The sequence below is a fragment of the Pseudanabaena sp. CCNP1317 genome (genome assembly GCF_034931345.1).
Taxonomy (GTDB): domain Bacteria; phylum Cyanobacteriota; class Cyanobacteriia; order Pseudanabaenales; family Pseudanabaenaceae; genus Pseudanabaena; species Pseudanabaena galeata.
In genome coordinates this window covers 52,826-66,738 of the sequence record NZ_JAYGIF010000060.1, presented here as the reverse complement: position 1 = coordinate 66,738, position 13,913 = coordinate 52,826, and the positions used below count along the sequence as shown (strand labels likewise).

Genomic DNA, 13,913 nt, shown 5'->3' with positions numbered 1-13,913 from the left:
CCTTTTTTGTAATCACACTACACCAACTTTGCCAGATTCCATAATTGGGTAAAACCAATGAGGACGCATCAGCATGACATTATCGATTACATGGATCACGCCATTCTCAGCTTCAATATCAGCAGCTATCACCGTGGCATTATTTGCCTCAAAGCATTCTTCTGAGACATCAAGATCAATTTGTGTGCCTTCCAAAGAAATCAAAGATTTGACACCGATTAAATCTTCTTTTTTATATTTTCCTGAGACAACATGGAAGGTTAAAATCCTTGCTAGTTGAGGAATATTCTGGACTAATGTGGTGATTGTTCCATCAGGTAATTTGGCAAAAGCATCATTAGTCGGTGCAAATACGGTGAAAGGACCTGGACTTTGTAATGCTTCCACTAAGCTGGCAGCCGATACAGCGGTGACGAGTGTGGAGAAGGCTTCGTTACTAACAGCAATATCAACAATTGTGGTCATATTTAATTCCTCTTCTGGTTTTAATAACTGATTTTAAATGCAAGGAATTCCTTAGGTAGCAAAAGTATTGGGCTGGCACGGGGGCACAGCCCCTACAGAATTCAAATTGTTCAGGTAGGCGCAATCCCCCCGTGGTTGCCCTGCCACGCGAGCAGCAGGAAAGCCATTGAATACTTACCGATAATTTTGATCCTGAATCATGGCTAGTCTGGCGGCTTTATCCATGCCATATTTAGGATTGCAGAATCGATTCAGTTGTCCTTCAAAATAATGGCGATTTGCCAAGAGATGCTTAGGATTAGGATCATCAAGTGGATAGAGCAAAGCGGCTCGACCTGCCTGAATAACTGCTGAAGTAACGTTATACATCGATCGCTGAAAACTAACAGCTAACTGAATTAACATGTCATCTTCACCGCGACAATGTTGTTTGTAATAGTCCACCAAATATTGCGGCAAGAAGTGGTACATGTCCTGATGCAGCAATGTGGGCGGAATACCTGCGGAACCGACGGGAAACTTGTCTGCATATAAAATTCCATAGTGGAAATCATTCTGATCGTCAGGAATTTCATGGGCTTGGGCATTGTAGGACTTCGTGCCACGGAATGGAGAAGTACGGTAAAACACAGCCTCGACATAGGGGAAGGCTGCTTCATAGAGCCAAGTAAATCCCTTGGATTTGGGGACAATATCAATCCATTCATCGCCAATCTTGACGCGGTGATAAATGGGACGACCCGCGATCGCAAAGATGCCATTTACCAAGAAATCCATCGCATCGGGAACGCCCTTAAAGCCACCTTCATCGTAAATATCCGACATCTCAAAGAACACGGGAGCCATGATTTCCCAGAATAGTCCCAGTACCGAAGTCATGGTTGACTGACGACATTGCTCCATGAACATATCAGGAAAAAGTTTGTACAGTCCCAACATCACTGGATTATTTTTAAAGAAAGCCCGAATGGCGCGATCGGCATTCTGCTTATATTCTTCAGAATCCATGTAAGGCTCTAGCTCTCCGCCCATACCACGATGCCAGAGCATTGCCCGCATACATTCTTCCGCGAACTCCATATTGATGCGATCGTGATAGAGATGATGAAAAATCTTGGGGATTTTCGCTTTGAGTTCTCCCTTATCCATGAAGTCTAATAATTCCTGATGCGCCGTTGCATATCCTCGCCAAATCCGCAAATCCGCATCATCGCCAGCATAGTGATTATGCAAGTCTAAATATTCTTGTGGTAGAAAATATTTAAAGGCAGGAATTGGTTCTAAAAATACTTGTTCAGCTATGTATAGCAAATCCCGCCAATAGAAATCCATTGGTACGGCATAAGCCTTGTAAAGCCCAATAATCTGCATCAGGTTTTCGGGCGTATCAGGCAGCATGGAGCCACCTGCCTCTAAACGATGGATTACCTCTGCATAGGGATGTGTAGAAGGTGGTAGTTTTGTTGCTGGTTCCGTTAAAGTAGCTGTCATCGTTGATTACCTTGTGATCTAAATGGGGGTTTCTAAAATTGATTCTGAACTTGATTCTAATAAATTGACATCTTCATAAATTGCATCAATAGAAATCTGGAGATTAATACTTTGCAATTCGATCAATTCTCCTGCTGTATAGGTTTGCAGTACCCAGAACCTTTCACTGCGGCGAAATATTTCTACTCGCTGTTCCCATTGGCTAATCAATACATATTCCTGTAATGTCTCAATAGTTTGATAATTAGCAAATTTCACGCCACGATCCTTGGCTTCAGAGGAATTAGAGAGTACCTCAATAATCACGCAGGGATAAGATTTATGCTTTTTGCTTTGGCGATCGCGCTCATCACAAGTAACTAAAATATCTGGATAGTAATAGATATTTTTCACTGCAATATTGACCTTCATATCCGAGGCAAGTACCTTACATTGATTACCTCTGAGATGTGACAAGATAATTGCTGTAAAATTTGCAGTGATCGAAACGTGATTTTCCGTAGCTCCAGCCATCGCATAGATCATGCCATTGACATATTCATGCTTTTCTTCTTGCTTTTCTTCCCATTGCAAATATTCATCGGCAGAGACATAGGTTTTGGGTACAGCTATCATCTTGGATCTCTCCTAAAAGCTAAGGATATTTTCTCATAGGTTGAGTATTTGCTGTTTTCATTAGCTAAGAGCGATGAGTCTGGAACGCGAGCGATGATTTGGGTGGCACTGGTTTCACTCCAACGGACTAACCAAGATGGCTGGACACCTAAAATGATAATCAAAGCTGTCAAGATCAAAGCTGGCAACTGTTCCAATCCACTGACCTTGGGATAGTAAGCCGTATGGTTATCTAACTTACCGAAGCAAGTGCGATTGAGCAAAATTACAAAATATACAGCCGTGAGTCCAGTACCGATAATCGAGAAGATTGTGGGTATTGGGAACTTACTAAAGCTTCCTTGGAAAATCAGAAACTCGGAGATAAACCCAACTAGACCGGGAATACCTGCGCTAGCCATGCCTCCTAGAATCAACAAAGCGCTAGTAGTGGGTAATCCACGGATCGGATTAAGTAAACCATTGAGAACATCTAATTCCCTTGTGCCAACTTTCTCTTCAATTACACCAACTAAATAGAACAGTAGCGCCAATACCAAGCCGTGACTGACCATTTGGATGATGCCACCGACCATGCTGAGGGGTGTAGCTGCCGCCGCCGCAAGGAGAATATAGCTCATATGTCCGATGGAGCTATAAGCCACCATGCGTTTGATGTCTTTTTGAGCGATCGCCACCATTGCCCCATAGAGAATCCCTAAACCTGCCCAAACCGCAATCCAAGGCGATAGTAAAGCCCAAGCTTCAGGAAACAAACCAACACAGAATCGGAATAAGCCATAGGTTCCTAATTTCGCCACAATCCCACCGAGCATCATTACCGTTGGGGTAGTTGATTCTACATAGGCATCGGGTAGCCAAGTGTGGAAAGGTACGAAGGGAGCTTTAATCGTAAAACCTAGTAGTAAGATAACTAGAAGTGTGACTTGAACTTCAATTGGTAAGGTCAGGGTTTGTAAGGTTGCATAGTCAAAGATGGGCGTAGGATCAGCAGATAGCCAACCTAAGGCAAGGAATCCAACTAAGACCAGTAGTCCTGAGATGGCGGTGAAGATGAGGAACTTCATCGCTGCATAACTACGTTGTGCGCCACCCCAAACAGCAATTACTAAATATAGGGGAATTAGTTCTATTTCATAAAATAGGACAAATAATAGGGTGTTAGTTGAAAGGATCGCGCCACTGACCCCTGCATGAATCAAGAGCATTAATACATGAAAGAGGGTGTTGCGTTCCTTGATTTGCCGATCGCAAAAACAAACGATCAACCAAGTCAGCAAACCATTCAAAACTACTAGTGGCAAAGATAGCCCATCGACTCCAAGGCTATAGTTTAAACCAAGATTTTCTAGCCAAGGTAAATTTTCTGTTAATTGAAAAGACGAAATCTTGATGTCGAATTGACGCAAGAGGATGAAATCAAGAATTAAGATCGCTGTTGCGACAATTGCCGATCCTTTTTTGACTTGACTTTGCGGGAGTAAGGCGATCGCTAAAGCTCCAATCACTGGTAGCCAAATTAAAGCACTAAGCATAGTTTTTATTCCTAAAATTAGAGATTATGTCCCCCTCCCTAGCCCCTGAATAAGAAATAAGATTTTCTTACTCCCCCTCTCCCCATGGGAGAGGGGGCTGGGGGGTGAGGGTCTTTATAACGCGCGATTGAATAGCAATAAAAGTAAAACGCCAATACCAACCATGATCGTTAAGGTATAGAGCTGTAACTGACCAAAGGTGCTGTAACGCAGATTTTGACCACTAAATAGAGTCGCTAATCCAAAGAAATTACCCACGCCATCGACAAAAAAGCGATCGAACCAGTACATTCCTTTTGACACACCATCAACTAAGCCCACAATCGTCACCTTATAAAGTTTGGGCGTATAGAAGTCATTGGCAAAGAAGCTTTGTAATCCTTGCCAAGGCAAAGTCACAGGCTTAGGTACTTGCTGATTGAGATAGAGATATGCACCCGTGGCTAAACCTGCCACACTGGAACTCGATAGCAACAGAGCTTTGGGACTGAGGAGTAAATTCCAATCGGTAATAATTCCCCAAGCAGTGAGCATCTGGGGAACATGGAGGACTATTCCTGCCATGATTGTCATTGGTAAAACGATCAGCCATAGAGGTTCTACGGATCGCTCGGTCATCTGCTTGGGTCGCCCTCCCCAAATCAGACCGAACACGCGCATGAGACTGAAAGCAATCAAGCCATTAATTAATAAGATTAATTCTGCTAATGCAGGATTCTTGTCCCAAAGATGGGAAATCAAATCAACCATCGCCCAAAATCCACCCAATGGAGGTAAGCCGATCAAGCCGATCGCACCCACTAAAAAGCAGAGTCCTGAAATGGGACGACGGCTCCATAGCCCACCCATTAAGCTCAGGTCTTGGCTGACGCTATTGGAAATAATGCTGCCCACCGCCATGAGGAGCAAGGCGATCGCCAAGGCATGGGAAAAGATCAAGGTATAAGCACTATGGGTTTCACCAGCACCAACGGCAATAAATATCAATCCCATAAATGCGCTGGTTAAATAAGATAGCGATCGCTTCACATCGATTTGGGCGATCGCAATAAGAGTTGCTCCCAAAGCTGTAGCCGCACCAACAGCAATTACAGCCTGTTGAGTCAAGGGTGATAGTGCCAAAAGTGGTTGCAATTTCACTAATACCCAAGCACCTGTAGCAACTACGACCGAATTACGCAAAATCGTACTGGGTAAAGGTCCTTCCATCGCTTCATCTAGCCAAAGATGTAAGGGGAATTGAGCGCATTTACCCATGGGGCCAACCATCAGCGCTAGGGTGACTAAGGTGATCGTGGTGGGACTGACATCTGTGGTTTTAGCCCATTCTGTTAGTTCGCTAAAATTCCAAGTGCCTGTTAAAGGTAATAAGCCCACCACACCGATTAAGAGAAATAAGTCTCCAACCCGCTTGGTTAAGAAAGCATCTCGCGCCCCTGTCACTACTAATGATTGGTTGTACCACATACCCACAAGTAGGTAAGTGCCGAGGGTCAAAATTTCCAGAATGACATAGCTAAAGAATAATGAGTCACATAGAACGAGAGAACACATCCCAGCCTCAAAAAGTGCTAGCAGCGCATAAAATCTTCCCCAGCCCCAGTCCATTTCCATGTAACCAACGGCATAGAGTTCTGCCAGTAGATTAATCGCGGTAACAAGGACGATCGCCCCAACCGTGATTTCTGAGATCTGTAAATCAATGGTGAAGTTTAATCCTCCCACCTCTAGCCAAGGGAAAGAATACAATTGTGCTGGCTGTCCCCAAACTACAGTCAAAGCGGCGATCGCATGAACCAAAGAGCAAAGGGTCATGAAGATATTGATGTAGCCTGCTGGTCTTGGTCCAGTTTTACGGGTAATACCGGGAAACCAGATGATCGATAGCATCGCTCCTATTAGGGAATAGCAGGGTATCAGCCAGATCGTGTCCAGCCAGTTATTTATCATGATATATCTATCTATTTGCTAAAAATCATAGTTAAATTTCTATGATTATTGCAGAGATAGATCTAAATGAAAATAGGTAAAACCATCATTTTTTCTCTATGATTATGATAAGGTAATACCTGCTTACCTGCTTGAAAAGACTTTGCCGCAAGCCTAAAATTCTATAAATGATTTATGGCAATCTAAGTTTTGCTACAACAGTCAAGCGATTTCCAGAATAAAAAAGGAGCGCTTAGCGCTCCTTTTTTATTCTAATAATCATCCCTAACTGCAAACGTAATCGTTTGTTTAGTCACGACATTAATAACTGTACTTGGTTCAATCACTGTTACTTGCGGTGCTGTCACATTACCAACTAGCACCGAAGCAGCCGCCCCACCAAGGATATCGATGATCTGCACATTGCCACGCAATACTCCACCAAGGACTGCACCTGCGGCTCCACCAATCCCAGCATCGGTCAAAATTGATCCAGCACCAGTTTCGCGGGGATCTTTCATGTCATTAATCAAAGCTGATTCACCCTGAAGTCTGACAGTTGCACCTCGACTGGTAAACCTTTGGGCGATAAACCTAGAACCTCCCTCAGCAGGTACAAACTGTCCCTCGATTACTGCCCCCGCAGGAATCAAGACCGTCCCATTGTTTGCGGCTATGTCTTGGGCAACTAGCAGACTTGCATTAACAGTTTCTCCCTTATTGATGTAGAGAGTATCTTGGCGATTGATTTTAGTGGCGATTGTTTGACCAGCAGGCAAACTCAAGGTCGAGCGAAACACTTGAGCAACTTGATTAGGCGATTTAGTTTGTGAAGATTGAGGATTAGAAAATCGGGGTCGCGTTACCTGTGATTGATATCTAGCTTGCGATCGATACCGAGGAGCCGCAGAGCTTGGACTTGCTATCATTAAAGAAGTTGCTGCTACACTAATTAACATGCTGACAGATGAAATAGCAGCTAATTTTGAAATATGTTTAGCGCTCATAAATGCCTCTTGGGGATGCCAATAGAGTTCTATTTAGATATGACTAACTGTGATTTAGTTTTGTTCCGATCGCGATCGCCTTTACCATAACATCAGGAATACCAAAGTACAAAATGGGGCGGTCAGTGCTTTGATATTACTGGGTTTGATTTTTAATTCACAAAAGTGTGATCACACTTTCGTAAATTATTATAAGTCAAGAAAATCATGAGCATCTGTTTCTATCAAATCGTCAAAGGCAGTTGAAGCATAGACTGTTTTTTTGTATAGCCAAAAGAGCAAAAGCTTCATGCATGAAGCTTTTGCTCTTTTGGCTTGTAAATTCGTGCAATGCAACCCTCAATCATGGTGTTTCAAACAACTAATTGATATTTGACCTGAGCTAATCGATACAGTGGTCGCCATACCAAACGATTAGTTGTCACAACTAGCAACGACATCACAATTGTCGAAGCCAATAAAAGCGGAAAATCACCCACATCAGAGGCTTGTGTGATCGTTGAGCCTAATCCTGTTGCTGTCAGCACCCTACCTTGAAACTTGACATATTCTCCTGCGATACTCGCGTTCCATGCACCACCCACTGCCGTAATGATCCCCGTCACTAAATACGGAAAAATCCCTGGCAAAATTAGAGTTTTCCAACGCTGCAAGGGCGAAAGTTTATACACTCGTGCAGCTTCAAAAAGTTCAGAGGGAATGGCTTGCGCCCCCGCAATAACATTAAAAAGGATGTACCACATACTTCCTAAAGTCATGAGAATCACTGCGCCAATATCCAGCCCGCCCGCCATATTTCCTAAATACAATAATAGAATCGGAAATAAAGCCGTCGCAGGAACTGAAGCGGCTATTTGGACAATTGGTTGTAAAAATTGGGCTAGCTTAGGATTGCGACCGATCGCTACGCCAATGGGAACTGTAATAATCAAAGAAATAATCAAGACGATAAATACCCGAATAGCCGTAAACAGAGCGCCGATCGCTACTTGTCTCCATGTGCTCAAGGGCATACTACTTAGCAAGGCGATCGCGCTAGATGTCCCACTCAAAACCATAAAACCCGCTAACCCAACCAATAGCCAGTTAAACCAAGTGATCCATTGTGATGTTTTTTTATGCTGATTAATCAGAGAACTTGGCGCTTTGTGGCTAAAACTATGATTGACAACTTCGGCGATCGGCATAAACAGGCGATCGCTAATAATTCGCATCGTAGGCGATCGCCTTAAAAAATCTAACACTCGCGATTCTGGTACTTGAGCCGCTTCAACTGTCTCATTCTTAAACTTTTCTGCCCAAGCAATTAGGGGCCGCCACACAAAATAATCAATGATCGTAATTATGCCAATTAAAACTGCTAAACCACTAAAAATCGCTAAATTATCCCCTGTATCTGCCGCCGCCTTCAGAAAGGAGCCGAGTCCGGGAAGCGTAAAGTCACGATTGGAGAGCGTAAATGATTCTGTTTGCATCAAAAAGAACCAACCACCAGCCACAGACATCACACTATTCCACACTAAACCCACCACCCCCGAAGGAAGTTCTAATGTCCAGAAACGTTGCCATGCCCCAAGCCGATAAACTTGACTAGCTTCGATTAATTCTTTAGGAATACTACTTAGGGATTGATAGAAACTAAAGGTCATATTCCAAGTCATACCCGTAAAAATCAGCAGAATCGAAGCAATTTCAATTCCCAATCTCTGCCCAGGAAATAAGCTGACTAGGGCAAGTACAACCGCAGGCAAAAATGATAGTACGGGAATTGATTGCAGAATATCTAATAGAGGAATAAGCACCTTTGACCATAGAGTTGAACGATAAGCAACATAGGCATACAAAAGGCTAAACACTAAGGAGAATAAATAGGCTGCTAGCATTCTTACTAAGGTTTGCAATGCATAATTTGGCAAAACGCTCAGCGATAGATTAACTACATAGCCACTTTCGTATGTACCTGTAAAATTCCTAGCCGTTTGCACAATGATGAATATAAAAGCAATAATCGCCAAAGGCAGTAAGACATCACCAAGGCTCCAACGTGCGCTAAATTTTGATTTGGGATCGATCGTGGGCTGATACATAAGCAATCCAGACTAATCATGAATTAGGTGATTTACATTTAGGGTTCTGCGATTTAATAAAGAACCAATTTTTTTAGTGGCGTGGCGAAGCTGCGCCACTAAAAATCGGTTCTTTATTTTACTGCACATCCTTATTACAGAAATTAACGAACCAATAAATTGGGGAAAGTGTTGCGAAGCAACACTTTCCCCAATTTATTGGTTCAAAGCGGCCCTTTGCACAGTTTATCTTAATCTATTCAGACTCTTCAGTTTCTGGAGTACTCTCTTCAATAAAAATTTCGCCTGAAGGTTCATCATAGCTAAATAATTCAGCATAGCGTCCCCAATCCATTGCAGTTCGGAGTTGACGTTGCGCTTCTTTGGTAGTGAAATAGTTTTCTAAAATATCGAGAACTAGTTCTTCAGAAATCCGATGATTGCGCTTAGCCTGTAAAAGCTGACAAATCTGCTGGACTAAACGAATATTCTTCTGTAATAGCTCCCGAATAATTGCTTTGCGCTCATCGATATTACTGTTGATGAAATTCTCTCCGATCGCTGACAGTTGAATATCACCCTCAGTAATGGCAACTAGTTCCATTAGTTTGCTAGCATCGACAATTGGCAATATATCATCAACCTCCAAGAGAAGTTCTTGAGCTATTCGATATAGGTCTTTGTCTTGGCGACCTTCAAGCAGTTCGAGTAACCCAGCTACAGAGCCAATGCGGACATGGGGGAGAGATTGGTATTTGGGTTGAGCTTTAGGTTCTGAAGTAGAAGTCGTAGTCGTGGCGGTCTGAGTTGATAAATCTGGTAGATCAGGATTTGTCAGGATTTTGTAAACTTGATCAACTAGAGCTTGAAATTCGGGACTCTTGCGATCGCGATAATGGGGGAGTGTAATCGGCAAATCAGCACGAATCCGCCCAGGGTTACGACCTAACACAATCACGCGATCGGCTAGAGTTACAGCCTCTTCGATCCCATGGGTCACAATCAAAATTGACTTAGTGGGAATGCGTTTTTCTAACCACAGATCCAGCAACTCAAAGCGTAAGTTTTCTGCTGTTAATACATCTAACGCCGAAAATGGCTCATCCATACATAACAGTTCTGGCTCCACCGCCAAAGCTCTAGCAAAACCAACACGCTGACGCATCCCCCCTGATAGTTCCTTAGGGTAAGCATTCTCAAATCCATCTAAACCAATCACATCGATCATCCGCAGGGCTTTCTGCTCTCTGGTATCCTTTGCTTCTCCCTTCGCTTTTAGTCCAAGTTCTACATTTTCTAGAACAGTTAACCAAGGATACAGCGCAAAATTTTGAAAAACGATCGCTACTCCCGGATTTAGTCCCACGAGCGGACGATTGTAATACAACACTTTTCCAGTAGAAGGTGGGATTAAACCTGCAATCATTCGCATTAACGTTGACTTGCCAGAACCTGAAGGTCCTAACAAAGCAATAATTTCACCTACTTGCAACTGACAATTAATATTTTCAATAATCGAAATAGTCTGACCATTGGGCTGTAAGTAAGACTTACCAACACCTTCTAAGGTAACAAAGCTATTTTTTGCGGCATTTTGAACCATAATGTTATCTGTGCAGGTGTTTTGAGCTACATAGATAGGGAAGTTTTCGCTACCCAACCCCATACATTATCAGCTAAGTGCGCTCAGAAATTATTGTGCATTTGTTTTTAATGAATTTATCCCGATTGTTTTGAGTTACCTCTAAATTTCTAGTTGAAGAAAAGTGTAGAAAATTTAAGTCTTAAGTTAATCTAAAGTCTATTGTAGATCTTACAAAATATCATTTATTCTTTAGACTTAGAGCAATACAGCTAATTTCCTTTGAATTTCTAAATTAATGTCTTATACCCTTCTTTCTGTTCCTTTGGGATCATTTCAAGTAAATGAACTTCTCTTGTCTGAAGATATTTCCGAGACGAAGTTAGCTCAAGGTTCTCAACATCAGGAGAAATTAGTCAAGTTTTCTCTAATTGTACCTACTTACAATGAGAGTAAGAACTTAGCTAAGTTAGTGGAAATTCTGACTCAACTATTAAATAGTTATTTTAACGACTCTAAAGATAATTATGAATTAATTATTGTTGATGATGATAGCCCTGATCTGACTTGGCAAGTTGGATTAGATTTGACGACACATTATCCGCAATTGCGAATAATGCGTCGTCAGGGAGAAAAAGGACTCTCAACGGCTGTGATTCGGGGATGGCAAGCATCGCAGGGAGAGATTCTGGGGGTGATTGATGGAGATTTGCAACATCCGCCAGAAACGCTGTTGAATATGCTCGATGAAATGGTTAAGGGAGCAGACTTAGTAGTGGCAAGTCGCCATGTCGAGGGTGGTGGGGTAAGTGATTGGGGATTTATAAGGCGATTTTTATCACGGGGAGCGCAGATGCTGGGCTTGCTGATTTTGCCTAATGTCATTGGTCGAGTTTCTGATCCAATGAGTGGCTATTTTATGGTCAGACGTAGTGCGATCGCTAACTGTCAGATGAATCCACTGGGTTACAAAATATTAATTGAAGTACTTGGTCGGGGCAATATTGCGAAAGTTGCTGAGGTTGGCTATGTATTTCAAGAACGTCAAGAGGGTGAAAGCAAAGTAACTTGGCGGCAATATGTAGATTATATTTTGCATTTACTAAGATTGCGATCGCGTGGTCGAATTACTAAACTACGTGAAAAATTACGAGTTCCTGTCAAACGATTTCTCAAATTTGGACTTGTTGGCTTTAGTGGAGTGTTTGTCGATATGGCTATCTTCTATTTACTTAGTGATGCCTCTACTCTGGGATGGGGACTAACACGCAGTAAGATAATTGCGGCTGAAGTGGCAGTTCTCAATAATTTTCTTTGGAATGATCTTTGGACATTTCGAGATCTGGCTGATCAACAATCTGGATGGAGAAAATTAATCAAGCGATTTGTGAAGTTCAATCTAATTTGTTTAATGGGGATTGGATTGAACTTGCTCATTCTCAATCTCCTTTACAATTATTTTGGTGTCAATAAATATGTTGCTAACCTAATCGCGATCGCGATCGTCACAATTTGGAACTTCTGGTTTAATCTTAAACTTAGCTGGAGAGTCACCCAAACCAAATAAGGTAAACACAAAAAATATAGGATACAAATTTTCATGCTAAACACTAAACTTGGAAAGCTGAAGTATTCAGAAAATAATTGGCTTTATATTTTTCTGATCGTTGTCATTATTTTAGGTATTGTAATTCGATGTATTCATATTGATCATCGTGTGTACTGGGGCGATGAAATTGTTACATCTCTGCGCATGGCAGGTTCTAGTTATGTAGAAGCTATCCAAAACCTTACCAACAAATCAATACTAAGTATTTCGGATCTTTTGGTTTATCAACAACCCAGATCCACTTCGGATATGTTTGCCACTGTACAAGGATTGATATCTGAAGAACCACAGCACGTTCCTGTATATTTTGTATTAGCACGTCTTTGGATACAATTTTTTGGCAGTTTTGGAAATAGTGTTGTAGTCATTAGAAGCTTTTCTGTTTTTGTAAGTCTACTATCTTTAGTTTGTTTATACTGTTTATGTATTGAGTTATTTAGATCAAAGTATATAGGATTAATTGCATTAGCAATGGTAGCAGTTTCCCCCTTTCATTTAGTCTATGCTCAAGAAGCTAGACCTCCTGCCTTGTGGATTCTTAGTATTACTTTATCTAGTACTTTGCTTCTAAGAGCGGCGAGACTAAATACAAAACTTAGTTGGTCTGCTTATGCTATCTCTGTTGTTCTTAGCCTCTACACCTTTTTATTCTCAATATTAGTTTTTGTTAGTCATGGAATTTATATTCTTTTAATGCAAAGATTTCAACTGAATAAAGTTACAAAGTTCTACTTGGTTTCAATGCTTGTTGGTATACTGTTATTTATTCCTTGGCTATTGGTAATAATATCCAAATTAAAGGTAATTAACAATGCAACTGGATGGTCTTCAGAAAAAATTGGTTCTTTAAATTTACTTAAAGGTATTTTTAATAATTTTAGAGATGTATTTTTTGATATTGGGAAAGGCTATAGTTATTTAACCTTCTTTTTGATAATTATTACAATATTTTCTCTGTATTTTTTGTGGGTTAAAGCCCCTAAATCGATTTCTATATTTGTGTTTAGTATTATAGGTGTCACTATTGCCTCGATACTTTTGCCAGACCTTCTTAATGGTGGTGCAGCACGTTCTGGAGCCTCTCGATATTTTATAGCCCCTTACCTAGGAATTCATCTATCCCTAACATATTTATTTTACAGATGTACAAATTATTTATCTAAACGGATTAGAATATCTGGGCAAATAGTTATTACTTTATTAATATTACTTGGTCTATTATCTTGTATTTCTATTTCCCAATCTGAGCAGTCCTTCAACCAAGCAACCTATAGAAATGGAATAGCCCTAGCCAATATGATTAATAAATATGACAATCCTCTTGTTATTACGAATGCCAAATATTCAAACAATCTCATTGGAATTATTAATCTTAGTTATAGGCTAAAGCCTGATTCTCAATTTCAAATGGTTGGTGATGCTAGAGAAAGACTTTCAGAAAGTTCTAAATCAATTTTTATATATGGTGGTGATTCCGATTCGTTAATAGATACCGAAAAAACAAAGTATGAACCACAACTAATCTTCGATGATCGTGACAATGAATGCTGTTCTGAAAATCTTTGGTATTTGAAGCCAAGATAGAAAAAATTAAAATTGGTTGATTGAGAGTAA

10 protein-coding genes are annotated in these 13,913 nt (G+C 41.2%); 2 read left to right on the top strand and 8 right to left on the bottom strand.

Going from position 1 to position 13,913, the window contains the following annotated elements; genetic code table 11:
- Positions 1-12: 12 nt before the first annotated feature.
- From VB775_RS13205 to VB775_RS13170, 8 genes are all read right to left on the bottom strand, one after another.
- Complete coding sequence (locus tag VB775_RS13205; protein ID WP_281007378.1) at positions 13-465, bottom strand: fasciclin domain-containing protein; 453 nt, start codon at positions 463-465, stop codon at positions 13-15.
- A gap of 174 nt (positions 466-639) precedes the next feature.
- The gene (locus VB775_RS13200) at positions 640-1,956 is read right to left on the bottom strand and encodes a CO2 hydration protein (protein ID WP_281007379.1); all 1,317 of its coding nucleotides are present in this window, start codon (positions 1,954-1,956) and stop codon (positions 640-642) included.
- An 18-nt stretch (positions 1,957-1,974) separates the two neighbouring features.
- The gene (locus VB775_RS13195) at positions 1,975-2,571 is read right to left on the bottom strand and encodes a Uma2 family endonuclease (protein ID WP_281007380.1); all 597 of its coding nucleotides are present in this window, start codon (positions 2,569-2,571) and stop codon (positions 1,975-1,977) included.
- The gene (locus tag VB775_RS13190; protein ID WP_281007381.1) at positions 2,568-4,106 is read right to left on the bottom strand and encodes an NADH-quinone oxidoreductase subunit M; all 1,539 of its coding nucleotides are present in this window, start codon (positions 4,104-4,106) and stop codon (positions 2,568-2,570) included. Before VB775_RS13190 ends, VB775_RS13195 begins: the two co-directional genes overlap by 4 nt.
- Positions 4,107-4,220: 114 nt before the next feature.
- Positions 4,221-6,056, bottom strand: a complete 1,836-nt coding sequence (locus tag VB775_RS13185) for an NAD(P)H-quinone oxidoreductase subunit F (protein WP_281007382.1) — start codon at positions 6,054-6,056, stop codon at positions 4,221-4,223.
- A gap of 251 nt (positions 6,057-6,307) precedes the next feature.
- The gene (locus VB775_RS13180; RefSeq protein WP_281007383.1) at positions 6,308-7,042 is read right to left on the bottom strand and encodes a hypothetical protein; all 735 of its coding nucleotides are present in this window, start codon (positions 7,040-7,042) and stop codon (positions 6,308-6,310) included.
- A gap of 353 nt (positions 7,043-7,395) precedes the next feature.
- Positions 7,396-9,129 carry an ABC transporter permease gene (locus tag VB775_RS13175; RefSeq protein ID WP_281007384.1) on the bottom strand — a complete coding sequence of 578 codons (1,734 nt, stop codon included), beginning with the start codon at positions 9,127-9,129 and terminating at the stop codon, positions 7,396-7,398.
- 235 nt (positions 9,130-9,364) lie between these two features.
- On the bottom strand, positions 9,365-10,711 hold the full coding sequence (locus tag VB775_RS13170; RefSeq protein WP_281007385.1) for a nitrate/sulfonate/bicarbonate ABC transporter ATP-binding protein: 1,347 nt from the start codon (positions 10,709-10,711) through the stop codon (positions 9,365-9,367).
- Positions 10,712-10,988: 277 nt separating this feature from the next.
- On the opposite strand from VB775_RS13170, the gene VB775_RS13165 reads away from it, so the two are divergent.
- Both VB775_RS13165 and VB775_RS13160 read left to right on the top strand, forming a co-directional pair.
- Positions 10,989-12,257 (top strand): glycosyltransferase, encoded by a 1,269-nt coding sequence (locus VB775_RS13165; protein WP_281007386.1) that lies wholly within the window; start codon positions 10,989-10,991, stop codon positions 12,255-12,257.
- Between the two features lie 33 nt (positions 12,258-12,290).
- Entirely contained in the window at positions 12,291-13,883 is a 1,593-nt protein-coding gene (locus VB775_RS13160; protein WP_281007387.1) for a glycosyltransferase family 39 protein, read from the top strand.
- Positions 13,884-13,913: the final 30 nt, after the last annotated feature.

What these genes read in the sequence shown, in the direction of transcription:
- VB775_RS13160 (WP_281007387.1), top strand. Translation starts at nt 12,291, where the DNA reads ATGCTAAACACTAAACTTGGAAAGCTGAAGTATTCAGAAAATAATTGG.
- VB775_RS13190 (WP_281007381.1), bottom strand. Translation starts at nt 4,106, where the DNA reads ATGCTTAGTGCTTTAATTTGGCTACCAGTGATTGGAGCTTTAGCGATC.
- VB775_RS13195 (WP_281007380.1), bottom strand. Translation starts at nt 2,571, where the DNA reads ATGATAGCTGTACCCAAAACCTATGTCTCTGCCGATGAATATTTGCAA.
- VB775_RS13165 (WP_281007386.1), top strand. Translation starts at nt 10,989, where the DNA reads ATGTCTTATACCCTTCTTTCTGTTCCTTTGGGATCATTTCAAGTAAAT.
- VB775_RS13180 (WP_281007383.1), bottom strand. Translation starts at nt 7,042, where the DNA reads ATGAGCGCTAAACATATTTCAAAATTAGCTGCTATTTCATCTGTCAGC.
- VB775_RS13185 (WP_281007382.1), bottom strand. Translation starts at nt 6,056, where the DNA reads ATGATAAATAACTGGCTGGACACGATCTGGCTGATACCCTGCTATTCC.
- VB775_RS13200 (WP_281007379.1), bottom strand. Translation starts at nt 1,956, where the DNA reads ATGACAGCTACTTTAACGGAACCAGCAACAAAACTACCACCTTCTACA.
- VB775_RS13170 (WP_281007385.1), bottom strand. Translation starts at nt 10,711, where the DNA reads ATGGTTCAAAATGCCGCAAAAAATAGCTTTGTTACCTTAGAAGGTGTT.
- VB775_RS13205 (WP_281007378.1), bottom strand. Translation starts at nt 465, where the DNA reads ATGACCACAATTGTTGATATTGCTGTTAGTAACGAAGCCTTCTCCACA.
- VB775_RS13175 (WP_281007384.1), bottom strand. Translation starts at nt 9,129, where the DNA reads ATGTATCAGCCCACGATCGATCCCAAATCAAAATTTAGCGCACGTTGG.